30 protein-coding genes and 1 pseudogene are annotated in these 21,110 nt (G+C 61.0%); 14 read left to right on the forward strand and 17 right to left on the reverse strand.

Annotated features, from left to right (window positions below):
• Window positions 1-202 precede the first annotated feature (202 nt).
• The 5 genes from B7G52_RS17400 to cynS are packed head-to-tail and all read left to right on the forward strand — an operon-like array spanning window position 203 to window position 4,336.
• Window positions 203-1,618: a CmpA/NrtA family ABC transporter substrate-binding protein gene (locus tag B7G52_RS17400; protein WP_096698803.1), complete on the forward strand. Its 1,416-nt coding sequence runs from the start codon at window positions 203-205 to the stop codon at window positions 1,616-1,618.
• A gap of 9 nt (window positions 1,619-1,627) precedes the next feature.
• A complete protein-coding gene (gene ntrB / locus B7G52_RS17405) occupies window positions 1,628-2,497 on the forward strand; it encodes a nitrate ABC transporter permease (protein WP_096698804.1) in 870 nt (289 codons plus the stop codon).
• Window positions 2,487-3,392: an ABC transporter ATP-binding protein gene (locus B7G52_RS17410; protein ID WP_096698825.1), complete on the forward strand. Its 906-nt coding sequence runs from the start codon at window positions 2,487-2,489 to the stop codon at window positions 3,390-3,392. Before ntrB ends, B7G52_RS17410 begins: the two co-directional genes overlap by 11 nt.
• A complete protein-coding gene (locus B7G52_RS17415; protein WP_096698805.1) occupies window positions 3,389-3,835 on the forward strand; it encodes a nuclear transport factor 2 family protein in 447 nt (148 codons plus the stop codon). Before B7G52_RS17410 ends, B7G52_RS17415 begins: the two co-directional genes overlap by 4 nt.
• A gap of 57 nt (window positions 3,836-3,892) precedes the next feature.
• The gene (cynS, locus tag B7G52_RS17420) at window positions 3,893-4,336 is read left to right on the forward strand and encodes a cyanase (RefSeq protein ID WP_096698806.1); all 444 of its coding nucleotides are present in this window, start codon (window positions 3,893-3,895) and stop codon (window positions 4,334-4,336) included.
• Window positions 4,337-4,391: 55 nt separating this feature from the next.
• Here cynS and B7G52_RS17425 read toward each other — a convergent pair whose 3' ends face one another.
• Together B7G52_RS17425 and B7G52_RS17430 are read right to left on the reverse strand one after the other, a co-directional pair.
• Window positions 4,392-4,571, reverse strand: coding sequence for a hypothetical protein (locus B7G52_RS17425; protein WP_096698807.1), 180 nt, complete (start codon window positions 4,569-4,571; stop codon window positions 4,392-4,394).
• 318 nt (window positions 4,572-4,889) lie between these two features.
• Window positions 4,890-5,687, reverse strand: a complete 798-nt coding sequence (locus tag B7G52_RS17430) for a class I SAM-dependent methyltransferase (RefSeq protein ID WP_096698808.1) — start codon at window positions 5,685-5,687, stop codon at window positions 4,890-4,892.
• A 272-nt stretch (window positions 5,688-5,959) separates the two neighbouring features.
• Here B7G52_RS17430 and B7G52_RS17435 point away from each other — a divergent pair, with 272 nt between their 5' ends.
• The 6 genes from B7G52_RS17435 to B7G52_RS17460 all read left to right on the forward strand — a co-directional run bounded on the left by B7G52_RS17435 (window position 5,960) and on the right by B7G52_RS17460 (window position 10,960).
• Entirely contained in the window at window positions 5,960-7,195 is a 1,236-nt protein-coding gene (locus B7G52_RS17435; RefSeq protein ID WP_096698809.1) for a CaiB/BaiF CoA-transferase family protein, read from the forward strand.
• Complete coding sequence (locus tag B7G52_RS17440; protein ID WP_096698810.1) at window positions 7,195-7,929, forward strand: alpha/beta fold hydrolase; 735 nt, start codon at window positions 7,195-7,197, stop codon at window positions 7,927-7,929. Before B7G52_RS17435 ends, B7G52_RS17440 begins: the two co-directional genes overlap by 1 nt.
• Window positions 7,926-8,429, forward strand: a complete 504-nt coding sequence (locus tag B7G52_RS17445; protein ID WP_096698811.1) for a hypothetical protein — start codon at window positions 7,926-7,928, stop codon at window positions 8,427-8,429. Before B7G52_RS17440 ends, B7G52_RS17445 begins: the two co-directional genes overlap by 4 nt.
• 15 nt (window positions 8,430-8,444) lie before the next feature.
• Window positions 8,445-8,981: a GrpB family protein gene (locus B7G52_RS17450; RefSeq protein ID WP_096698812.1), complete on the forward strand. Its 537-nt coding sequence runs from the start codon at window positions 8,445-8,447 to the stop codon at window positions 8,979-8,981.
• A gap of 326 nt (window positions 8,982-9,307) precedes the next feature.
• Window positions 9,308-10,105 (forward strand): hypothetical protein, encoded by a 798-nt coding sequence (locus tag B7G52_RS17455; protein ID WP_205853079.1) that lies wholly within the window; start codon window positions 9,308-9,310, stop codon window positions 10,103-10,105.
• 78 nt (window positions 10,106-10,183) lie between these two features.
• Window positions 10,184-10,960 carry a transporter gene (locus B7G52_RS17460; protein ID WP_141397487.1) on the forward strand — a complete coding sequence of 259 codons (777 nt, stop codon included), beginning with the start codon at window positions 10,184-10,186 and terminating at the stop codon, window positions 10,958-10,960.
• Between the two features lie 239 nt (window positions 10,961-11,199).
• Here the strand turns inward: B7G52_RS17460 and B7G52_RS17465 are convergent, their stop codons facing one another.
• Complete coding sequence (locus B7G52_RS17465) at window positions 11,200-11,904, reverse strand: DUF4197 domain-containing protein (RefSeq protein WP_096698815.1); 705 nt, start codon at window positions 11,902-11,904, stop codon at window positions 11,200-11,202.
• 16 nt (window positions 11,905-11,920) lie between these two features.
• On the opposite strand from B7G52_RS17465, the gene B7G52_RS17470 reads away from it, so the two are divergent.
• Entirely contained in the window at window positions 11,921-12,433 is a 513-nt protein-coding gene (locus B7G52_RS17470; protein WP_096698816.1) for a TlpA disulfide reductase family protein, read from the forward strand.
• Between the two features lie 186 nt (window positions 12,434-12,619).
• On the opposite strand, the gene B7G52_RS17475 is transcribed toward B7G52_RS17470, so the two are convergent.
• The gene (locus B7G52_RS17475; protein WP_096698817.1) at window positions 12,620-13,075 is read right to left on the reverse strand and encodes a cytochrome c; all 456 of its coding nucleotides are present in this window, start codon (window positions 13,073-13,075) and stop codon (window positions 12,620-12,622) included.
• A 218-nt stretch (window positions 13,076-13,293) separates the two neighbouring features.
• On the opposite strand from B7G52_RS17475, the gene B7G52_RS17480 reads away from it, so the two are divergent.
• A complete protein-coding gene (locus B7G52_RS17480) occupies window positions 13,294-13,974 on the forward strand; it encodes a cytochrome b/b6 domain-containing protein (RefSeq protein ID WP_096698818.1) in 681 nt (226 codons plus the stop codon).
• An 82-nt stretch (window positions 13,975-14,056) separates the two neighbouring features.
• The gene (locus tag B7G52_RS17485) at window positions 14,057-14,554 is read left to right on the forward strand and encodes a GNAT family N-acetyltransferase (RefSeq protein WP_096698819.1); all 498 of its coding nucleotides are present in this window, start codon (window positions 14,057-14,059) and stop codon (window positions 14,552-14,554) included.
• Between the two features lie 157 nt (window positions 14,555-14,711).
• Here B7G52_RS17485 and B7G52_RS17490 read toward each other — a convergent pair whose 3' ends face one another.
• The 13 genes and pseudogenes from B7G52_RS17490 to tuf form a co-directional block, all read right to left on the reverse strand.
• A complete protein-coding gene (locus B7G52_RS17490; RefSeq protein ID WP_096698820.1) occupies window positions 14,712-15,218 on the reverse strand; it encodes a peroxiredoxin in 507 nt (168 codons plus the stop codon).
• Window positions 15,219-15,407: 189 nt separating this feature from the next.
• On the reverse strand, window positions 15,408-15,677 hold the full coding sequence (gene rpsQ / locus B7G52_RS17495; protein ID WP_096671113.1) for a 30S ribosomal protein S17: 270 nt from the start codon (window positions 15,675-15,677) through the stop codon (window positions 15,408-15,410).
• Complete coding sequence (gene rpmC, locus B7G52_RS17500; RefSeq protein WP_096671169.1) at window positions 15,677-15,883, reverse strand: 50S ribosomal protein L29; 207 nt, start codon at window positions 15,881-15,883, stop codon at window positions 15,677-15,679. The genes rpsQ and rpmC overlap by 1 nt, the downstream gene beginning before the upstream one ends.
• Before the next feature lie 12 nt (window positions 15,884-15,895).
• Window positions 15,896-16,312 carry a 50S ribosomal protein L16 gene (gene rplP, locus B7G52_RS17505; protein WP_077593716.1) on the reverse strand — a complete coding sequence of 139 codons (417 nt, stop codon included), beginning with the start codon at window positions 16,310-16,312 and terminating at the stop codon, window positions 15,896-15,898.
• 24 nt (window positions 16,313-16,336) lie between these two features.
• Entirely contained in the window at window positions 16,337-17,254 is a 918-nt protein-coding gene (gene rpsC / locus B7G52_RS17510; protein WP_096698821.1) for a 30S ribosomal protein S3, read from the reverse strand.
• A 15-nt stretch (window positions 17,255-17,269) separates the two neighbouring features.
• Window positions 17,270-17,599 carry a 50S ribosomal protein L22 gene (gene rplV / locus B7G52_RS17515; protein ID WP_096671109.1) on the reverse strand — a complete coding sequence of 110 codons (330 nt, stop codon included), beginning with the start codon at window positions 17,597-17,599 and terminating at the stop codon, window positions 17,270-17,272.
• Between the two features lie 9 nt (window positions 17,600-17,608).
• Entirely contained in the window at window positions 17,609-17,887 is a 279-nt protein-coding gene (rpsS, locus tag B7G52_RS17520; RefSeq protein ID WP_077593713.1) for a 30S ribosomal protein S19, read from the reverse strand.
• 9 nt (window positions 17,888-17,896) lie between these two features.
• Window positions 17,897-18,721, reverse strand: coding sequence for a 50S ribosomal protein L2 (gene rplB, locus B7G52_RS17525; protein ID WP_077593712.1), 825 nt, complete (start codon window positions 18,719-18,721; stop codon window positions 17,897-17,899).
• Between the two features lie 2 nt (window positions 18,722-18,723).
• Entirely contained in the window at window positions 18,724-19,050 is a 327-nt protein-coding gene (gene rplW, locus B7G52_RS17530; protein WP_077593711.1) for a 50S ribosomal protein L23, read from the reverse strand.
• Window positions 19,047-19,667, reverse strand: a complete 621-nt coding sequence (gene rplD / locus B7G52_RS17535) for a 50S ribosomal protein L4 (RefSeq protein WP_077593710.1) — start codon at window positions 19,665-19,667, stop codon at window positions 19,047-19,049. Before rplD ends, rplW begins: the two co-directional genes overlap by 4 nt.
• Window positions 19,667-20,347 carry a 50S ribosomal protein L3 gene (gene rplC, locus B7G52_RS17540; protein ID WP_096671107.1) on the reverse strand — a complete coding sequence of 227 codons (681 nt, stop codon included), beginning with the start codon at window positions 20,345-20,347 and terminating at the stop codon, window positions 19,667-19,669. The genes rplD and rplC overlap by 1 nt, the downstream gene beginning before the upstream one ends.
• Window positions 20,348-20,551: 204 nt before the next feature.
• Window positions 20,552-20,866 carry a 30S ribosomal protein S10 gene (gene rpsJ, locus B7G52_RS17545; RefSeq protein ID WP_007838118.1) on the reverse strand — a complete coding sequence of 105 codons (315 nt, stop codon included), beginning with the start codon at window positions 20,864-20,866 and terminating at the stop codon, window positions 20,552-20,554.
• A gap of 25 nt (window positions 20,867-20,891) precedes the next feature.
• Window positions 20,892-21,110 (reverse strand): annotated as a pseudogene (gene tuf, locus B7G52_RS17550) (elongation factor Tu); the annotation flags it as partial.

Genomic DNA, 21,110 nt, shown 5'->3' on the forward strand with positions numbered 1-21,110 from the left:
CTGCTGACGCTTTACAAAACCCCTCCAATGCCCTCGCGCTTGCCCGCAAAGGCTTCCTGACGACCCGGCCGTGCTGGTTTTGTAGTGCCAGCCCTACACACCGTCATTCCATCAACAGCGAAAAACGGCGCAGACCGCCCTTTCGGCCAAAGTGGCCCGCTGCTTGCAAGACAGCCGCATCTTCAACTGAAAGGTGCGCGCCATGTCCGACTACTTCTCGCCTTACGACGCCGACCAGCCCCTGATGCTCAAGTGCAGCTGCGGCAAGGACCACACGCTGGCCGACCACCACGCCGCCGTTGCCGCCGACAGCGCCGCCATCGAGCTGCGCCGCCGCAGCCAGACCAGCGAGTTCGAGGCCTACTCCAACGCCTTCATTGAAGCCACCCTGGTCAAGGCCCTGTTTCCGCAGGACGAGGTGCGCCGCCGCTTCCTGCGCGCCGTCGGCAAGGGCACGGCCATGGCAGCGATCGCCAGCGTGCTGCCGGTCGGCACCATGCAGGCCATGGCGCAGGACGCCGGCAAAAAACCCGGCACCCTGGAGAAAACCAACCTGAAGATCGGTTTCATCCCGATCACCTGCGCCACGCCGCTGATCATGGCGCACCCGCTGGGCTTTTACAAACAGCAGGGCCTCAATGTCGAAGTGACCAAGACCGCTGGTTGGGCGCTGATCCGCGACAAGATGATCAACAAGGAATACGACGCGACGCATTTCCTGTCGCCGATGCCGCTGGCGATCTCCATGGGCCTGGGCTCCAACGCCACGCCCATGAATGTGGCGACCATCCAGAACATCAACGGCCAGGCCATCACCATGGCGCTCAAACACAAGGACAACCGCGACCCGAAGAACTGGAAGGGCTTCAAGTTCGCGATTCCCTTCGAGTTCTCGATGCACAACTTCCTGCTGCGTTACTACCTGGCCGAAGCCGGCCTGAACCCCGACACCGACGTGCAGCTTCGTGTGGTGCCGCCGGCCGAGATGGTGGCCAATCTGCGCGCCGGCAACATCGACGGCTTCCTCGGCCCTGATCCGTTCAACCAGCGTGCTGTTTATGAAGAAGTCGGTTTCATCCACCTGCTGACCAAGGACATCTGGAACGGCCACCCCTGCTGCGCCTTCGGCACCAGCACCGAGTTCATCCAGAAGAACCCCAACACCTTTGCCGCGTTGTACCGCTCGGTGCTGACGGCCGCCGCCATGGCGCGCGACCCGAAAAACCGCGAACTGATCGCCAAGGTGATTGCCCCGGCACAGTACCTGAACCAGCCCGAAGCCGTGCTGAACCAGGTGCTGACCGGCAAGTTCGCCGACGGCCTGGGCAACATCAAGACCGTGCCGGACCGGGCCGATTTCGACCCGATGCCCTGGCAGTCGATGGCGGTGTGGATGCTCACGCAGATGAAACGCTGGGGTTACGTCAAGGGCGAGGTTAACTACAAGCAGATCGCCGAGAAAGTCTTTTTGATCACCGACGCCAAGAAGTACATGAAGGAACTCGGCCAGCCGACGCCCGAAGGCGCTTACCCCAAGTTCAAGATCATGGGCAAGGAGTTCGACGCGGCAAAAGCCGACGCCTACGCGAAGAGCTTCCCCATCAACAAGATGGCGTGAAGTGTCACGATGAACCTCTTCAAAACCCTGGGCTTCCGCGCAGGCATCGTCTCCGCCGTGCTCTTCGTGGTGTTCATCGCGATTTGGTACGCGGCAACGGCCTCGCCAGCCAGCATCGGCGGCAACGTCACCGGCATGACGGCCGAGCAGATCGAGTACCAGAAGATGATGGGCAAGGACCCCGGCGCGGCCAAGGCCTCGGGCTTCCCGACGCCTGGTCAAATGGGCAAGACCTTTGTGGACCAGCTCAGCGATCCGTTTTACGACCGCGGCCCCAACGACAAGGGTATTGCGATCCAGCTCGGGCATTCGCTGGGCCGCGTCGCGCTGGGCTTTCTGCTGGCCTGCGTGGTGGCGATTCCGCTCGGGTTTGTCATCGGCATGTCGCCGCTGTTGCGCCGCGCGCTGGACCCCTTCATCCAGGTGCTCAAACCGATCTCGCCGCTGGCCTGGATGCCGCTGGCGCTCTACACCATCAAGGACTCGTCGACCTCGGGCATCTTCGTCATCTTCATCTGCTCGGTCTGGCCCATGCTGATCAACACCGCCTTTGGTGTGTCGGCGGTCAAGCGTGAATGGCTCAACGTCGCCAAGACGCTGGAAGTCAAGCCGCTGCGCAAGGCCTTTCTGGTGATCTTGCCGGCCGCCGCGCCGACCATCCTGACCGGCATGCGCATCTCCATGGGCATCGCCTGGCTGGTGATCGTCGCCGCCGAGATGCTGGTGGGCGGCACCGGCATTGGCTACTTTGTCTGGAACGAATGGAACAACCTCTCGCTGACCAATGTGATTTTTGCCATCGTCGTGATCGGCGTGATGGGCATGCTGCTGGACCTGATGTTTGCACGCATGCAGAAGTGGGTGACCTATGCTGAATAACCCCGCACCCGGCGCCGCGTCGGGCCGCCCCTTCCTGCAGGTTGAGGGACTGGCCAAGGCCTACCCCGGCACCACCGAGCCGGTGTTTGACGAGGTCCACTTCAGCATCAACCGCGGCGAGTTTGTCTGCATCATCGGCCACTCGGGCTGCGGCAAGACCACCATTCTCAACGTGCTCGCAGGGCTGGAGACAGCCAGCGCCGGCCATGTCTTCATGGACGGCCGCGAGGTCGCCGGCCCCAGCCTGGAGCGCGGCGTGGTGTTCCAAGGCCATGCGCTGATGCCTTGGCTCACCGTGCGCAAGAACATCGCTTTCGCCGTGCGCTCCAAATGGCCGGACTGGACCTCGGCCCAGGTCGATGCCCATGTGCAGAAATACGTGGCGCTGGTCGGCCTGTCGGCCGCCATCGACAAGAAACCTTCGGCGCTGTCCGGCGGCATGAAGCAACGCGTGGGCATCGCGCGCGCCTTTGCGATCGAACCCAAGATGTTGCTGCTCGACGAGCCTTTCGGCGCACTGGACGCGCTGACACGCGGCACCATCCAGGACGAGCTGCTGGCCATCGTGCGTGAAACGCAGCAAACGGTGTTCATGATCACGCACGACGTGGACGAAGCCGTGCTGCTGGCCGACAAGATCCTCTTGATGAGCAACGGCCCGCAGGCACGTGTGGCCGAGATCGTGCGCAACACCATGCCGCGCGACCGCCAGCGCGCCACGGTGCACCACGACCCGCAGTACTACCCGCTGCGCAACCACCTGGTGGATTTTCTGGTGGCCCGCTCCAAAGACCTGTCGCACGGCCGAGCGCCGGCGCACCCGCCCACGGTGGAGCCCGGACGCGGCGCGCTGGCCGACGCGCCGGCCTCCGTCACTCTGAAAGCCGTCGCATGAGCACGGCCGACCAAGCCCGCCCGCCGCTGCCGCCCTTCACGCTGGAAACCGCGAAGGAAAAGGTGCAGAAGGCCGAAGACGCCTGGAACAGCTGCGACCCGGACCGCGTGGCGCTGGCCTACACCGAAGACTCGGTCTGGCGCAACCGCGCCGACTTCTTCTCGGGTCGACCCATGATCCGCGAGTTCCTCAAGCGCAAATGGGCGAAAGAGCTGGACTACCGGCTCAAAAAGGAACTTTGGGCCTTCACAGATAACCGCATCTCGGTGCGCTTCGAATACGAGTGGCACGACGACACCGGCTTCTGGTTCCGCTCCCACGGCAACGAACAATGGGAGTTCGACGAGCTGGGCCTGATGCGCCGCCGCGAAGCCAGCATCAACGACGTGCCGATCAAGGCAGCCGATCGCAAATTCCATTGGCCGCGTCCCGTCGCACCCTGAACTTCACCAATTCAACTTTTCCCTTTTTTTAATTTCTCAAACACAGGAGCAAGCAGCATGAACCGCATGGAAGTCACCGAAAAAATCATCACCGCCAAAGTGTCCAAGGGCATCACCTGGGAATCGGTCGCAAAAAAGGTCGGCCTCAGCAAGGAGTGGGTCACCGCCGGCTGCCTGGGCCAGATGACGTTCGACGAGAAGCAGGCAAAAGCCGTTGGCAAGATTTTCGGGCTGACGGCGGAAGAACAGAAGTGGCTGCAGGTCGTGCCCTACAAAGGCTCACTGCCTACGCCCGTGCCGACCGATCCGCTGATCTACCGCTGGTACGAAATCGTCAGCGTCTATGGCACCACCATCAAGGAACTGATCCACGAAGAGTTCGGCGACGGCATCATGAGCGCGATTGATTTCTCAATGGACATCGTGCGCACGCCGGACCCCAAGGGCGACCGCGTGAATGTGGTGTTGTCAGGCAAGTTTTTGCCGTACAAGACTTATTGAGTCGGATGACGCGGGGTGCCGCCTGGCACCCTGGCCTCTCGCGCCGGAGGGGATCCTAAAGACCGCGAATCCGGCAGGCAAGCAGCAACAGCGCGAAGCCCACGATCCAGGACCATGTCGCAATCGGCTCACCCACCCGGACCACACCAAAGTGTGCGAGCAGCGCGACGACAAACAGAACCAGGGAAATCACCCACACCACAAAGGTCGGAGCTTTGCCGGAAAAATTGCGCATGGTGTGTTTCCTGTTGGTTGTGAGATGAAGCAACTTGATTCTAGGGGTCGCAACCTTCCGGTCATCGACAAAGCGTTCGGGTCTGACGCCATTGCGGGAGGCCCTGGGACCTCGCTATGCGACAAAGCGCCTTGCCTTGAAGTTGGTTCTGTGCATGGGTCGGGTGGTCCCCGCCAGGAACCGGTCTTTCCTCGGAAGCCCAGGCATCGGGCGCTCTTCAGCCTTGGTTCTCGGTAACGCGAGCTGCAAGAGTGGAGCCACGGACGCCGGCTTGCCGGTTACTGTCGGCCTGACGGAAGGGCTGGGCATCGACGGGGTTCACACAGTTGCGCGAACTGCCCATGCCCTCGCCACCAAGGAAATGGAGCCATCGGCCTGGACCGGAAGCGTCTGTCGTATTCTGTCTCTCAGCTTGCTTCTGGCGGGCTCGTCTAAAGACATCGCATAGGAGGGCGCCGGCCCTTGACCGCCAAGGAATGGCTCCCAGTAGTCCTGGAAGCTGGGGAAGAACGTCGGGACATCGATGGACGTCACTTCGGGCTCGCGGAATCCGGCATTGCCAACCTCGGCAATGAGTACGTCGGGACGACATATCGGAAAACGTAGCCCCTCGTCGAGCCTCGCAGCGCCGGGATCGAGAGCGACAGCCGCATCCCAGAAGTAGCGCATGAGCTCCATCTTCCCCGCGTAGTCCCATACATAGGCCCCAAACATCGCACCCCTGGTTGCCACTCTGGCGATTTCCTTGAAGGCGGCGCCCGGATTGGGAACGAAATTCAGAACGAGCCCCGAAACCACAACGTCGACCGCAGCGTCCTCCAAAGGGATATCGGCCGCATTGCCAGGACAGAACCTCACGCGACCCGCGAGCGTCTCGCGCGCAATCCTGAGGAAGCCTTCGGAAGGTTCGACGCCCGTGATTGATGTGGGTGCGCAGTGCTCAGCGATGGCTGCGCAAAGCGCGCCGGTCCCGCACCCCACATCCAACCAACGCTTGCCGGCCGGGGCATCGAGCCACGACAGGAAAGCCGGCGCCACGCGGCGACTCCAGCGGCCGACATAGCGCTCATAAGGATTCCCGAGTTGCCAGTTGTCGGACGGTTGCACTGTATCCATGGTGAAGCTCCTCGGTGAGTTGAGCGATGCCTAACGTAAAGCGGACTGCAAAACTTGCGACTGAATCTGAAATCACGCCACCACATCCGGCAGTGTATGCCGCCGAATTCTAGACTTCCATCGAGTTCGGCCCAACCCTCAATCGGAAGAGTCTGTCGTTCTTTTATGGGCGCCACCAAGCAACTCGCTTACCCTACCCTCAGTCGATGTTCATGGCAGTTGCGAGGCAGCCAATCATCGTGCGCCAGCCTTGTTCAAGGCAAAATGCCCCCATGAACTCCCTCGACGGCATCCGCATCCTCGACCTCTCCCGCGTACTCGCGGGCCCCTGGTGTACCCAGACGCTGGCTGACCTCGGCGCCGACGTCATCAAGATCGAACGCCCCGGCACCGGCGACGACACACGGACCTGGGGCCCGCCCTTCCTGCAAGACGCGCTGGGCCATGAAACGCAGGAAGCCGCCTATTACCTGGGCACCAACCGCAACAAGCGCTCGCTGACCTGCGACATTGCCCAGCCCGAAGGCCAGGCGCTGATTCGCGAGCTGGTGACGCACTGCGATGTGTTTGTCGAAAACTTCAAGGTTGGCGACATGGCGCGTTACGGGCTGGACTATGTCTCGCTGAAAGCCATCAACCCGCGGCTGGTGTACTGCTCGGTCACCGGTTTTGGCCAGACCGGGCCGTATGCCGAACGCGCGGGCTACGACTACGCGATCCAGGGCATGGGCGGGCTCATGAGTGTGACGGGTGAGCGCGACGACCTGGGCGGCGGGCCGCAGAAGGTGGGCGTGGCGGTGTCGGACCTGATGACCGGCATGTATGCCACCGTCGCCATCCTCGCGGCGCTGCGCCATGCCGAGAAAACCGGCGAAGGCCAACAGGTGGACATGGCGCTGCTGGACACGCAGGTGGCCATGCTGGCCAACCTGGGCGCCAACTACCTGGTCAGCGGCAAAGTGCCGGGGCGCGCGGGCAATGCGCACCAGAACATCGTGCCCTACCAGGTGTTCGAGGTCGCGCCGGCCGCCGATGGGCACAAAGACCACATCATTCTGGCCGTCGGCAACGACAGCCAGTACGCCAAGTTCTGCGCGGTGGCGGGCCGGCCCGAGCTGGCGAGCGACCCGCAGTATGCGAAGAACCGTGACCGCGTGCGTAACCGCGCGGTGCTGGTGCCGCTGCTGGAAGCCATCCTGCTGACGCGCAGCAAGGCCGACTGGCTGGCGGCGCTGGAAGCAGCCAAGGTGCCTTGCGGCGCTATCAACAATTTGGCCGAAGTGTTTGACGATCCGCAAATAGAAGCGCGGCACATGGTCACACACTGGCAGCACCCGGTGAAAAATGACTTGCGGCTGGTGTCCAGCCCCATCAAACTGAGTGCCACGCCGGTACGCACCGACCTGCCGCCGCCCATGCTGGGCCAGCACACCGAGGAAGTCCTGCGCAGCGTGTTGAACTACTCCGACGCGCAACTGTCTGACCTGAAACTCAAAGAGGTGATCTGATGGCCAATTTTGTTCTTGTTCATGGCGCCTGGCACGGCGGCTGGTGCTGGCAGCGGGTCACGTCGGCGCTGCAGCAGCAGCAGGGCCACCGCGTCCACGCGGTCACGCTGACCGGCCTGGGCGAACGCGCGCACCTGCTGGCACCCAGCATCACGCTGGACACGCACATCGACGACGTGATCAGCGCCATCGAGGTGGAGGAGCTGCACGACGTCATTCTGGCCGTGCATTCCTACGCCGGCATGATAGGCACCGCGGTCGCAGACAGGCTGGGCAAACACCTGAAGCACCTGGTGTACGTCGATGCTGTCGTGCCCAAGCCCGGCGAAAGCTGGAGCAGCACGCAGTCGGCGGCCACGCAGCAACAGCGCCTGTCGGCGGCCCAGGCCTCGACACGTTTCAGCTTTCCGCCGCCCGACCCTGAAGTCTTCGGCCTGCATGACGCCGACCACGCCTGGGTCAAGCGCCGCCAGACGCCGCACCCCGGCAACACCTACCAGGCGCCGCTGGACTTTGACGTGCAACGCGTTGCCGCGATTCCGCGCACCTTTGTCAACTGCACGCAGCCGGCGCTGGCCACCATCGAACCCAGCCGCCTGCGCGTGAAAGACCCCAAGTTCTGGGACGGCGCGTGGTTGCCCAACTCGAAGATCGTGGAACTCAAGACCGGCCACGACCCGATGATCAGCGACCCCGCCGGCTTGACCCGCATTCTTCTGGACTGCGCGGCGTGACGCCTTTGCGCAGGCGCCACTTCTCGGCCGCCCTGGCAGGCGGGCTGGTGCTGCCTGCGCTGGGCTGGCCAGCGGCGGTGCTCGCCAAAGACACGGCCTTGCCCGCGCCTGCCTCGCTGCCCGCGGCCGCACAGGCGGCTGCCGCCCAGGGTGAACCGCTGGTGCTGCTAGTCACCCTGACCGGCTGCCCGTATTGTGAACTGGTCAGGCGCAACTACCTGCTGCCGGCACGCCGCGAGTCGGGCCTGCATGCGTGGCAGCTCAATGTTGCCGACCGCACCACGCCGCTGGCGGGCTTTGACGGCAAAACCGCCAGCGCTGCCGCACAGGTCAAGTCATGGAAAGCCGACTTCACGCCCACGGTGCTGTTTCTCGGCAGGCAGGGGCAGGAACTGGCCGAGCGCCTGGTCGGCGTGGCCGTGCCGGACTTTTATGGCGCCTACCTGGACGAGCGGCTGGCAACCGCACGCCAGGTGCTGGCAGCGCACAAACGGGCGTGAACGGCGAGGCACCCCATGAACAACGCCGACGCCCTGCACGCGGCCATCCACGAAGAAGTGGCTTTGCAGGCTTATGACAAGCGCTGGCCGAACAGGTTTGTGGCCGAGCGGGACCGGCTGCTGGCGCTGTTTCCGCTCATTTTTGTCGACATCGAACACATCGGAAGCACAGCCGTCCCCGGGCTGGTGGCCAAACCCATTGTGGACCTGCTGGCGGGTGTCGAAACGATGGCCATGGCCAGATCGCTGACCGAACCGCTGCGTGAAGCCGGCTACACCACATCGGCGGAATTCAACGCCACGCTGACAGACCGCCAGTGGTTCATGCGCTGGGCCGACGGACGCCGCACGCACCACCTGCACATTGCTGTTCAAGGCGGTCCCGTATGGACCCGGCACTTGCACTTTCGCGATGCACTGCGCGCCAGCCCCGTGCTTGCGGCACGCTATGCCGCCCTCAAGGCCGAGCTGGCGGTCCGGCACCCGACCGACCGGGAGGCCTACACCAACGCAAAGACCGCCTTTGTGAACTCGCTGCCGAACCACAACTGAGCGCCCCGTCGAAGCGGGCGACCACACGCTCCCTGCCAACCTTACGAGCTTCTTTGCCGATGATCTGCTGGTCATCCATGCTGGCTGCACTTGACAACGTCATGCACCTCGGAAGCACCAGAAATCCCGCCGATAACTCGCGATGACCGGCAAGCCCCACTTGGCCTGCACAGCTCTTGGGCGGGCCCGCATTACCTCCTCGCCTGAAAGACTCGGCAGTTAAGCGACCAGGCAATAAGTCACAAATCACAACTTTTTTATTATTGTTTCTCAATGTTTCCGGGTGATATCCCACATCAAAGTCCGTGTTAAGTTCAGCCACCGTCATGGTCTTCATGATGAATCAGCAATGTCGAAAGACAAAGGAGTTACCAGCTATGGGAATGAAACGCCCGATGCTTGCACTTGTCACAGCAAGCATCCTCCTGGCATTTGCCGGTACGCCCGTTTTCGCACAGGTGGCGACCACCACCAGTTCGAAGCCAGCAACTGACCTTGCAACAACCTACAGCACTTTCGCCGGCTCTGACGCGAATGCAACGGCATTGGTAAGCGGCCTGCGTACCGGCAAAAGCATCACCCTGACATCGACCAGTGATGCAACAGGCACGCCCGCCAGTTCGACGACGTTTACACCGGCAACGTCCCAGCTGGGCTACGGCAATGTCAACATCGCGTTGGCCCTCGCAAAAGCCGAACTGACGAAGTTGGGCATTACCGATCCCACGCCGGCCCAGCTTGAGGCAGCGTTGAACGGCGGCAGCGTCACCACATCAACAGGCACCACCGCCTTGCCTGGCGTTTTGCAGATGCGAAGCGAAGGCCAGGGCTGGGGGGTCATCGCAAAAACACTCGGATTCAACCTGGGTGCAGTGATCAGCGCGTCAAAAACGGACAAGAGCGCCGCGGCTGCCGAGCGGCGGGCCGATGCGGGCAAAGGCCAACGGGATGTCAGAGTCGAAAAAGTGAATTCGAACTCCGGGCGGCCGGAAAAAGTTGAGCGTCTGGCAAAAGTCGAGCGCCCTGAAAAAATCGAACGCCCGGAACGTGTGGAGCGTCCCGAGCGCGTCGAGCGTCCGGAGCGTGTCGAGCGCCCGGAGCGCATAGAGCGTCCCAAGCGATAAGAATTGGCGTAATCCGGTCCGGATGAGTGCGCACACAACCGCGGCTCATCCGGTTTTTTTATGTAGAGGAATAAATTGATGCAAACGAAAAAGTACACCCGGCTCATGCTGGCAAGCACCCTGGTATTGGCAGCTCATGCGGGCTGGGCCAGTGACGAGGGCACCTTGACCATGGGAACCAGCGTTAACTACAGTTCCGGAAAATACGGCACGCAGACGTCGACCGACATCACTTCGATTCCCTTGAATGTCGCTTACGACAAGGGCCCATGGACATTCAAGGTGAGCGTTCCCTATATTCGCATCACCGGCCCCAGTGATGTGGTGGTGGGTGTTGGCAAAACGTCGGCAACCACTTCCACCGTTCGCACGGCATCAGGCCTGGGTGATGTCGTCACAGCCGCGACCTATAACTTTTACAACAATGCGGAGGCACAGTTCGGTGCCGACGTCACAGGCAAGATCAAATTTGGCACAGCTGACAGCGCCAAGGGCCTGGGCACCGGGGAAAACGACTACTCCGTCATTCTGGACGTCTACAAAAAAGTCAATCAGCTCACTTTTTTTGGTGGCATCGGGTATACCGCCCTCGGAAGCTCGGCTGCGATCCCGCTGCGAAACGTCTTCAGTCTGACCGCTGGATCCGTGTTCAAGATGGATGAAAAAAACAACGCCGGATTTGCCTACGATTACCGCCAGAAGTCATCCGCTACGAGCGCGGCACAAAGCGAGTTGACCGCGTTTTACGTGCACAAGTTTGACAAGTCATGGAAGACACAGACGTATCTGCTGAAGGGCTTCTCTGACGGGAGCCCGGACTGGGGCGCAGGCGTATCGGTAGGTTACGCTTTCTAGGGTAGCCATGTGAGTTCCTGACCAGTGGCCTGCTGCACTGGCTCGAACTCAGCCCGGACGCTGGCCTTGTTGCAGCCTTCTGCGCTGGCTGCGCTTGCGCCACCACCCAGCGGCCAGCGTGTCGGCGCCAGCTCGCCCTGCCCCGGCTTGCCCACGAGCCGCTCTCTTTTTAATAGCTGCTTTCGACCGTGTTTATTGGGTGGAGGGCCAATTTGACCAACACCCCGGTCAAGGTCGATTTATTTCATCGCCCCAAACACCTTCTTCAAAATCGCGCTGCCGGTACCCACCGGGTCCTGGCGGATCTTCTTTTCTTCTTCGCCGATGATCAGGTAGAGCCCGTCCAGCGTCTTGCCGGTGACGTATTGCTGGATGTTGGCGTCTTCCTTTTTGACCAGGCCAAAGCCGGCGGCCTTGCCGGCGAACTCGTTGTATTTGTTGGCCAGCCCCACTTTGGCCGTGGCCTGCGTGACCACCGGCAGGAACTTCACCGCCAGCGGGGCGCGGGTTTTCTCGGCAAAGAAGTTCGTGACCGAGGTCTCGCCGCCGGCCAGGATGTTTTTGGCGTCCGTGACATTCATGGAGCGCACCGCACTGACCAGCAGGTCCTTGCCCATGGGCACCGCGGCTTCGGCGGCGCGGTTGATGGTGGTCACCAGCTCGTCGATGCGTTTGCCCTGCCCGAAACTCCGGAGCAGTTTCGACGCATCTTCGAGGTAACCCGGCAATGGAATGCGAACTTTCGGGTTGCCGAGGAATCCATCTGTCTTGCCAAGCAGGGCCACGGCCGCCAATGCGCCTTTTTCGAGGGCGGTTTTCAGGCCAGTGGAAGCTTCAGCATTGCTCAGGTCGCCCAGCGACAGGGCCTGCGCCTGCTGGTAGGTGGCCAGGATCAGAAAGCCCAGTGCGCTGAGACCGGCCTGGTTAAAATTGCGACGTTGCATGATGAGATCCTTCCCTATGAGTTCAGTTTCAAGCGCAGTATGCCGCATCGCCCTCGCCTCGGCGCTGGCGCTGGCTACCCTTGGCGGCCTGGCCGGTTGTGGCGGCGCGCAGGTGGCCCCCGAGTCGACCTTTGTGCTGCTCGACGGCAGCAAGAAGACGACGGCGGATCTCAAGGGCAAGGTCACCCTGGTCAACTTCTGGGCCACCAGCTGCGTGACCTGCGTGGCCGAAATGCCCAAGATCATTTCCACCTACAACAAGTACCAGAGCCAGGGTTATGACACGCTGGCGGTGGCCATGAGTTACGACCCGCCGAGCTACGTCGTCAATTACGCCGAGACGCGCAAGCTGCCGTTCAAGGTGGCCATCGACAACACCGGCGCGGTGGCCAAGGCCTGGGGCGATGTGCAGCTTACGCCGACCACCTACGTGGTCAACAAGCGCGGCGAAATCGTCAAGCAGTATGTGGGCGAGCCGGACTTTGCGGCCCTGCACCAGCTGATCGAAAAACTACTTGCAGAGACATAACTCGCCCCAGCTTCAAAGCCCATTAAAAAGGCCGGCTCCCGCAAGGGACCGGCCTTTTTTCATCACCCCCGGCGCAGGGGGCTTGTCTCTTTCAAGCCGGGGCCGCGGGAATGGCTTCGCCAGACCGCAGGCGCAGCGGCCCCCTAGGGGGCAGGGAGCTACACGCAGTGAGCGACCGTGGGGGCTCTACTTGTTCCGGAACGCGTCGTGGCAGGCCTTGCAGGTATCGGCGGTTGCGGCAAACGCCGTTTTCAGGCTGTCGAGGCTGCCGGTCTTGCTGGCGGCAGCAAGCTTGGTGGTTTCCGCCTGCAGCTTGTCGCTGTGTTCCTTGAACTTGGCCTGCTCGGTCCAGATTTCGGGCTTGGCCTTGGTGTTGCCACCCTTGTCCGTGCCCGCGCCAAAACCTGCCCAAGGGAGTTTGGCCATGGCGGCCACGATCTCGCCATTGTCCGCGGCGACTTTGGCGTCGAAAGAAACACGGCCATTGGCCATGGCGCCCAAGCGGCCGAAATGCGTGCCCATCACGGACAGTGCGCTCTGGCGGTACTTGATGGCGTCTTCAGGCTTGGCGAACTGGGCAGAGGCCGGCGCGGCCAGGGCGAGCAGCGTGGCAGCGGCTGCAATACAGGCGAAAGTTTTCATTTATTTTTCCTCGTGGTTTTTGACATGTTCTGGCGATGGGGCAGTACGTCCCGATAGACTGCCAGTCGAAGGAGCCGTTTCCCGGATGCAAAGTTCCGGCGGAACCAAAGGACTAGGGAAAGCACCAAGGAAAAGCGGCCGGGCGCTGAACCCGACGCATAAAACATACCATGGCTGCATGACGGCCCAACCAGCAGACACAACAAAAGGGGTCACGCATGAGCCAGCACATCCACAAAATACGCGTCTGGGACCTGCCCACACGGCTTTTTCACTGGGCACTGGTCGCCGCGGTGATCGGGCTGGCGATCACCGGCACCCTGGGCGGCAACGCCATGGTCTGGCACTTCCGCTTCGGTTATTCGGTGCTGACGCTGCTCTTGTTTCGCATCGTCTGGGGTTGGGTGGGCGGACGCTGGTCGCGGTTTGGGGCCTTCATTTATCCGCCGGCCAGCGTGATCAACTACCTCAAGGGAAAAGGCAAGCCTGAAGACGGCATCGGGCACAGCCCCATCGGCGCCGGGTCGGTTTTTGCCATGTTGGGGTTCCTGCTGGCGCAGGTTGGCACCGGCTTGCTCAGCGATGACGAAATCGCCTTCTCGGGTCCGCTGACGCGGTTTGTCGCCAACGCCACCGTCGGCCTGGCGACCGACTATCACAAGAACATCGGCAAGTGGGTTCTGCTGGCACTGGTGGCGCTGCACATCATGGCCATCGTGTTCTACCTGTGGCGCAAACACAATCTGGTGGGCGCCATGCTGCATGGCGACAAGGAACTGGTGACAGCCACGCCCGCCTCGCGCGACGACATGGCCTCCCGGCTGCTGGCACTGGGGGTGCTGCTGGTTTGCGCGGCCGGGGTCTACTGGATCAGCAGCCTGGGCGCACCCGCGTTCTGACACCGCCTGTAACGCAGACTCGGGCAAGTCCCGGCCGGGGCGCCGGCAAATCCCGATACACTGGGTTCGACTTCACCGCGCCATGTCTGCTTCTTCTCCCACCCTCGAGTTCATCACGCCGGCCACGCCGGAACAGCTGGCGGCCACACGCCTGATCTTCCAGGAGTACGCCGACCAGCTGGGCGTCGACCTCTGCTTCCAGAACTTCGAGGCCGAACTGGCCGGCCTGCCGGGCGACTATGCGCCGACCCGGGGCTGCCTGCTGCTGGCCCTGCTGGACGGCGAGATTGCCGGTTGCTGCGCGATGCGGGCGCTGGAGACGGTGGACTACCCCAACGCCTGCGAGATGAAACGCCTGTATGTGCGCCCGGGCTTTCGCGGCTTCGGGCTGGGACGGCAACTCGCCGAAGCGGTGCTGGATGCCGCGCGCATCGCGGGTTACCACAGCGTGCTGCTCGACACCCTCAACGACATGGAGGCGGCGCGGGCACTGTACGAAGATCTGGGCTTCAAGGACATCCCGCCCTACTACCACAACCCGATAGCGGGCGCTCACTACCTGAAGGTGGATTTACAGTAAAATCAGGCTGCAGCCCTTATTCAATGGGCGCATGCAGCTACTTTTTTCATAGCAGCTGAGCGAAGGCTCCATGCGCCGGCAGCCCACAAAAAAAGCCGCAGGTCCTGCGATCTGCGGCTTGTCTGCGGATGCAGTCCGGCGAACCCGGACAGGGAACTCAGCCCCTGGCTTGTGCCAGCAGTGTGGCAGCGTCGCTGACTTCAAACTTGCCGGGGCCTTCCACGTTCAGCGCGGCAACCTTGCCGTCCTTGACCAGCATCGAATAACGGTTGCTGCGCAAGCCCATGCCGCGTGCGGTCAGGTCCAGTGTCAGACCCGTGGCCTTGGCGAAGTCAGCGCTGCCGTCGGCCAGCATGCGGACCTTGGTACCGGTCTTCTGGTCGCGCGCCCAGGCGCCCATCACGAAAGCATCGTTAACACTCACGCACCAGATCTCGTCCACACCGGCGGCCTTGAGCTCGTCGAATTTCTCGACATAACCCGGCACGTGTTTGGCGGAGCAGGTCGGCGTGTACGCGCCCGGCAGGCCAAACAGCGCAATGGTTTTGCCGGCCGCCGCCTTGGTCACGTCGACGGGATTGGGACCCATGCTGCAGCCATTGCCTTCGACTTCCGAAAATTCCATCAGCGTGGCTGCGGGAAGGGTATCGCCTACTTTGATCATGGTGTCTCCTGAATGAGGGGGGTTGAAAACGAACAGCCGCCATTTTCAACGATTTGGGCGAGGTCGTTTACCGGCCGATGAAAGCCCCGCAGCATGCTACGGGTGGCCCCTGATGACGGATGAAAGCAGAAACAAAAACGGCCCACTGCGTGGGCCGTTTTTGATGACTTGCGGTCAAACCCGGAAGGTTCAGACCACAGCAGCTTTTTCCAGCAACTTGGTCACAACCCAGTTCTTGGTCTTGGAGATCGGGCGGCTTTCGGTGATCTCGATCAGGTCACCCGTCTTGTACTCGCCCTTTTCGTCATGGGCGTGGTACTTGCTCGACAGGGACACGATCTTGCCGTACAGCTCGTGCTTGACACGACGCTCAACCAGCACCGTCACCGTTTTCGCGCGCTTGTCGCTGACCACACGGCCAACCAGGGTGCGCTTGAGGGATTTTTTAGCTTCCGTCATTATTTCGCTCCTTGCTTGACGATGGTCTCGGCCAGAATGGTTTTGGCGCGAGCGATGTCACGGCGCGCAGAACGCAGCGTGGCGGTGTTGGTGAGTTGCTGCGTGGCTTTTTGCATGCGCAGGCCAAAGTGGGCTTTTTGCAGCTCTTTGACTTCGGTTTGCAGGCCGGCAACGTCTTTTTTGCGCAGTTCAGTAGATTTGGTCATGGTCATTTCCCCTTACTGGCCAATCATGCGGCTGACGAAGGTGGTGCGCAGCGGCAGCTTGGCAGATGCCAAACGGAACGCTTCGCGGGCCAGCTCTTCAGGCACACCGACGATTTCAAAAACGATCTTGCCGGGCTGGATTTCAGCCACGTAGTACTCTGGATTGCCTTTACCGTTTCCCATACGCACTTCAGCAGGCTTTTGGGAAATCGGCTTGTCCGGGAAGACACGGATCCAGATACGGCCGCCACGTTTGACGTGACGGGAAATCGCACGACGTGCGGCTTCGATTTGACGAGCAGTGAGGCGACCGCGGTCGGTACACTTCAGACCGAAATCACCGAATGCCACCGAGTTGCCTCGTGTGGCGATGCCGGTGTTGCGGCCTTTTTGCTCTTTGCGATATTTTCTGCGAGCGGGTTGCAGCATTTGTATTCTCCGTAGTTAGACCGATTACTCGGTCTTGGCACCGTCAGCTGCTGCAGCTGGCGCGGCTTTGCGGACGCGCTTAACGGTGGTTTTCGGGGCGTCGCTACCAGGGGTAGCTTCAGCCGGTTTGTCGCTGCCGTCCGCAGGGGCCGTGTTCACACCACCGACAGGACCGCGCGCTGGGCGTGCGGCTCCACGGGGTGCGGACGGACGGTCCGTGCGTTCGCCAGGACGTGCATCGCGACGCGGGCCGCGAGGCTTGCGTTCTTCATCGGAAGGTGCGGCATCCAGACGGGCGCCCGGCGAGTCGCCGCGGCCCAGGGTGTCGCCCTTGTAGACCCAGACCTTGACGCCGATCACACCATAGGTGGTCTTGGCTTCAGAGGTGCCGTAGTCGATGTCGGCGCGCAGGGTGTGAAGAGGCACGCGACCTTCGCGGTACCACTCGCAACGAGCGATTTCAATGCCGTTCAAACGGCCCGACGACATGATCTTGATGCCCAGGGCACCCAGACGCATGGCGTTTTGCATGGCGCGCTTCATCGCACGGCGGAACATGATGCGTTTTTCAAGCTGCTGGGTGATGCTGTCTGCGATCAGCTTGGCATCAATTTCAGGCTTGCGAACTTCTTCGATGTTCACGGCGACCGGCACGCCCAGCTGGCGGCTCAGTTCTTTCTTGAGGTTCTCGATGTCCTCGCCTTTTTTGCCGATCACAACACCCGGACGTGCCGAGTAAATCGTGATGCGGGCGTTCTTGGCGGGGCGCTCGATGAGAACGCGCGACACCGCGGCGTTCTTCAGCTTGGCTTTGAGGTACTCGCGAACCTTGATGTCTTCGGCCAGCATGCCGGCGAAGTCTTTGTTGCTCGCGTACCAGCGGCTGGACCAGTTACGGCTGATGGCAAGGCGGAACCCGGTTGGGTTGATTTTTTGTCCCATATCCTGTCTGCCTTCTTAATTGCCAACCACAACGTACACATGGCACGTGGGCTTGCTGATACGGTTGCCGCGGCCCTTGGCGCGCGCCGAGAAACGCTTGAGCGTGGTGCCTTGCTCGACGTAGATGGTTTTCACCTTCAGTTCGTCGATGTCAGCGCCATCGTTGTGTTCAGCGTTGGCGATAGCCGACTCGACCACCTTCTTGATGATTCCGGCAGCTTTTTTCTGCGTGAAGGTCAAGATGTTGAGCGCCTGATCCACTTTTTTGCCGCGGATCAGGTCAGCGACCAGACGGCCCTTGTCGACCGACAGACGAACGCCCCGGAGGGTTGCACGTGTTTCCATGGTCTTTCCTTACTTTCTCACAACTTTTTTGTCAGCCGGATGACCTTTGAAAGTCCGGGTGAGTGCGAACTCGCCCAGCTTGTGGCCAACCATTTGATCGGTGATGTAGACAGGGACGTGCTGCTTGCCGTTGTGCACGGCGATGGTCAGACCGATGAACTCGGGCAGGATCATGGAGCGGCGCGACCAGGTCTTGATCGGCTTTTTGTCTTTGTTGGTAACGGCTTTATCAGCCTTGGCTACCAGGTGCTGGTCGACAAAGGGACCTTTTTTGAGTGAACGTGTCATTTCCTGGCCTTACTTCTTGCGACGCGAAACAATCATCACTTGCGTGCGCTTGTTGTTGCGGGTGCGGTAGCCTTTGGTCAGGTTACCCCATGGATCGACAGGATGGCGACCTTCGCCGGTCTTGCCTTCGCCACCACCGTGTGGGTGGTCGACCGGGTTCATCACCACACCGCGAACGGTCGGGCGGATACCCATCCAGCGCTTGACACCAGCCTTGCCCAGACGGCGCAGGCTGTGCTCTTCGTTGGCGACCTCGCCAATCGTGGCGCGGCATTCAACGTGGATCTTGCGCACTTCGCCGGAGCGCATGCGCACCTGGGCGTAGATGCCTTCGCGAGCCAGCAGCGTCGCCGATGTACCGGCCGAACGAGCAATCTGCGCGCCCTTGCCGATTTGCATCTCGATGCAGTGAATCGTCGAGCCCACCGGAATGTTGCGGATCGGCAGGGTATTGCCGACACGGATCGGGGCCTCGGCACCGCTGACCAGCGTGGCGCCAACTTCAAGGCCGCGGGGGGCAATGATGTAGGCACGCTCGCCGTCGGCGTAGCAGATCAGCGCAATGTGGGCCGTGCGGTTGGGGTCGTACTCGATACGTTCGACCTTGGCCGGAATGGCGTCCTTGTTGCGCTTGAAGTCCACCACACGGTAGTGGTGCTTGTGACCGCCGCCTTTGTGGCGCGTCGTGATGTGCCCGTTGTTGTTACGGCCGGCTTTCTGGAATTGCGGCTCCAGCAGCGGTGCGTAAGGCTCACCCTTGTGCAGGTGATCCCGGGAAATCTTCACCATCCCGCGCATGCCGGGAGAGGTGGGTTTCATTTTGATGACAGCCATGATTACGCAGCCTCCCCACCGATGTTCAGCTCTTGACCGGGCTTCAGCGTCACATAGGCTTTACGGATGTTGTCCCGACGGCCAGTGGATTTGCCAAAACGCTTGGTCTTGCCTTTTTGGTTGAGTACAGAAACGGCCTTGACGTCCACCTTGAACATCAATTCCACAGCGGCCTTGATTTCGGGTTTCGTGGCGTCCTGCAGGACCTTGAACAGCACGGCGTTGGATTTGTCCGCGACCATGGTTGCCTTTTCAGACACGATGGGGGCGACCAGCACCTGCATCAGGCGGCCTTCGTCAAATTTTGGTTTGGTGTTCACGGCGCTCATGCAAACATCTCCTTGAGTTTGTCCATGGCGGCCTTGGTGACCAGAACCTTTTTGTAGTGAACCAGCGACAGCGGATCCGCGTAACGGGGTTCGACCACAAGAATGTTCACCAGATTGCGTGAAGCCAGGTACAGGTTTTCGTCAACCTCGTCAGCGATGACCAGCACCGATTTGAGGTTCATGGCCTTGAATTTGTCGGCCAGGACTTTCGTCTTGGGCGAATCCACGGTCAACGAGTCCACCACAGCCAGACGGCCTTCACGTGCCAACTGGGAGAAGATCGAAGCCATGCCGGCGCGATACATCTTCTTGTTGATTTTCTGCGTGAAGTTTTCGTCAGGCATGTTCGGGAAAATGCGACCGCCTCCGCGCCACAGCGGGGAAGAAGTCATACCGGCGCGAGCGCGGCCAGTACCCTTTTGCTTGAACGGCTTTTTCGTCGAGTGCTTGACCTGCTCACGGTCTTTCTGGGCACGCGTTCCCTGGCGGGCGTTGGCCTGGAAGGCCACGACCACCTGGTGAATCAGGCTTTCGTTGTATTCGCGACCAAAAACGGTATCAGGCACGTCCACTTTGGACGAAGCCAGACCCTGGTCATTCAGGAGTTCGACCTGCATCAGTTCGCTCCTTTGGCAGCGGTTGGTTTGGCCTTGATGGCGGCGCGAACCGTCACAAAACCACCTTTGGAACCAGGCACAGCGCCACGGATCATCAGCAGCTGACGGGCTTCGTCAATGCGCACGATGTCGAGGTTTTGCGTGGTCTTGGTGACGTCACCGAGGTGGCCCGTCATGCGTTTACCGGGAAACACGCGACCGGGATCCTGCGCCATACCGATGGAGCCGGGAACGTTGTGCGAACGGCTGTTACCGTGCGACGCGCGCTGCGAACTCATCTTGTGACGCTTGATGGTGCCGGCGAAGCCTTTACCAATGGAAGTACCCTGCACGTCCACCTTTTGGCCGACTGCAAACACGTCAGCAGCGGGCACAACAGTACCAGCGGCATATTTGCCTGCGACGTCAGCCGTCACGCGGAATTCTTTCAGGATTTCACCGGCTTCAACGCCTGCTTTCGCAAGGTGGCCAGCGGCCGGCTTGGTGATACGCGACGCTTTGCGCGCACCAAATGCCACTTGCAGGGCATCGTAGCCGTCGTTTGCTTGGGTTTTCACCTGGGTCACACGGTTGTTAGACACATCCACCACTGTGACAGGAACGGTATCCCCATCATCAGTGAACAGACGCATCATGCCCACCTTGCGGCCCAGCAACCCGAGGGAGTTGCTCAGACTCATGCTTTTTTCTCCGTAACTTCCACCGCTGCGACTTCAATTGGCCGCAGACGTTTTGATGTGAAAGACTGTTAATAAAACCGCCCTTCCCATGCACAGCATGTTCAGGACAGCCCAAGAGTATAGCGCGGACTTGCCGTATTGGCAAATCCGCGCTGAAACCTGTTTTTTTGGGGCTCCGGCTTTCGCCCGACCCCCGCTTCTTGCTTACTGCAGCTTGATTTCGACGTCCACACCGGCGGGCAGATCGAGCTTCATCAACGCGTCAACGGTTTTGTCCGTCGGGTCAACGATGTCCATCAGGCGCTGGTGCGTGCGGATTTCCAGCTGGTCGCGACTCGTCTTGTTGACGTGGGGCGAACGCAGGATGTCAAAACGCTTCATGCGGGTCGGCAGGGGCACGGGGCCCTTGACGATCGCGCCGGTGCGCTTGGCAGTATCCACAATCTCGGCGGCCGACTGGTCGATCAGTTTGTAGTCAAACGCTTTCAGGCGGATGCGGATTTTTTGCTTGGTAGCCATGGTAATTCCTTAAGTATGGAGCGAATTACGCAATGATCTTGGCCACGACACCGGCGCCGACGGTTTTGCCGCCCTCGCGGATGGCGAAACGCAGGCCTTCTTCCATGGCGATCGGGTTGATCAGCTTGACGGTGATCGACACGTTGTCGCCTGGCATGACCATTTCCTTGCCTTCTGGCAACTCGATCGCACCGGTCACGTCCGTCGTGCGGAAGTAGAACTGGGGACGGTAGTTGTTGAAGAA

The organism is Polaromonas sp. AER18D-145 (assembly GCF_002379095.1).
Lineage (GTDB): Bacteria > Pseudomonadota > Gammaproteobacteria > Burkholderiales > Burkholderiaceae_C > Polaromonas.